This is a genomic window from Arthrobacter sp. H14 (assembly GCF_000520495.1).
Classification (GTDB): Bacteria; Actinomycetota; Actinomycetes; order Actinomycetales; family Micrococcaceae; genus Arthrobacter_C.
This window is the reverse complement of sequence record NZ_KI914647.1, coordinates 102,035-103,130: the sequence shown is the minus strand read 5'-3', so window position 1 is coordinate 103,130 and position 1,096 is coordinate 102,035. Positions and strand designations below refer to the sequence as shown.

Sequence of the window (1,096 nt, the reverse complement as noted above, 5' to 3'; positions counted from 1 at the left end):
GGTGGTCGCTGCTGCCGAGCCTGGCGTTGTTTGCGCCTTTCGCCGTCTCAGCGCTGTCCAACCCGCGGGCTCTGCTCGCCGGTCCCGGCCAGCCCCTTCTCTTCGACGATGCGCCGCTATGGCAGAAGTTCCTCGGCTACCCGGTGAGGCTCGAGCCGGAGGCCGGATTGCAGGCGTTCCCGGAACTCTCTACTTTGCTGCCGGGACCATGGACACTGATCGCGGCCCTCACGGTTGGTGCTCCGCTCGTGCTCCTGGCCGCCATTTCGCTCTTCACAACGGGCAACCGCAGCAACCTGGCGAGGGTGTTGTGGCTGAGTGGGCTGCTGGCAGCCGGCGGTGCCTTCGTGTACACCCAGATTGCAGTCACTGGCGGACCCGCGGGGCTGATACCGCCGTTCACCGGACCGCTCGTCTCGCTGCTCGTATTCATGATGCTTGGAGCCGCCATCCTCGGAGCCAACCGGATGTTGGAAATCCGGCGGGCCGAAGACGGGAGAGTCCGGCGGCTTCCGCGTGTTATCGCGGCAGCCGCGGCAGGCGTGCTGCTGCTCGGGCCGGTCGCCAGCCTTGCGCTGTGGGCGATTCCCACTGCGGGCGTTACGGTGGCTTCCGGTTCTGCGGATGACAGCGGCGGTGAAGCTTCCGGCGGCACAGATGACGACGGCGGCATGGCTGCGGGCGTGGCCGGCGCGGGAACCCTCATTCGCCCGGCTGCCCCCAGAACACTTCCGGCAACTGCAACGGACCGCGCCTATGGTCCTGAGCAGACGCGCACCTTGGTGCTGAACGTGGACGGAAGCGGAAAAGTCAGTGCTGCGCTGATGCGCGGCGGCGGCACCACGATGGACGCACTCTCGACCGTTGTTTCCGCGCGCCCGGTCGGGGGTGTGCCAGGGGAAGAGACGGCCGCCGCTCCGGACCCGGCCGAACAGATGCTCCGCAAAGCCGCGGCTGTCATTGCCGCCGGAACCGGCGTGGACCCGCGTCCGGAACTGGAACAGCTGGGCGCCGGATTCGTCGTGCTGCAGCAATCCGATACGGCCGCCGAATTGTTGGCCAGCCATATCGACACGGTTCCGGGACTGACCTCGGT

General features: G+C 67.6%; 1 pseudogene. It reads left to right on the top strand.

Going from position 1 to position 1,096, the window contains the following annotated elements:
- Positions 1–1,096 (top strand): annotated as a pseudogene (locus Y707_RS31430) (glycosyltransferase family 2 protein); the annotation flags it as partial.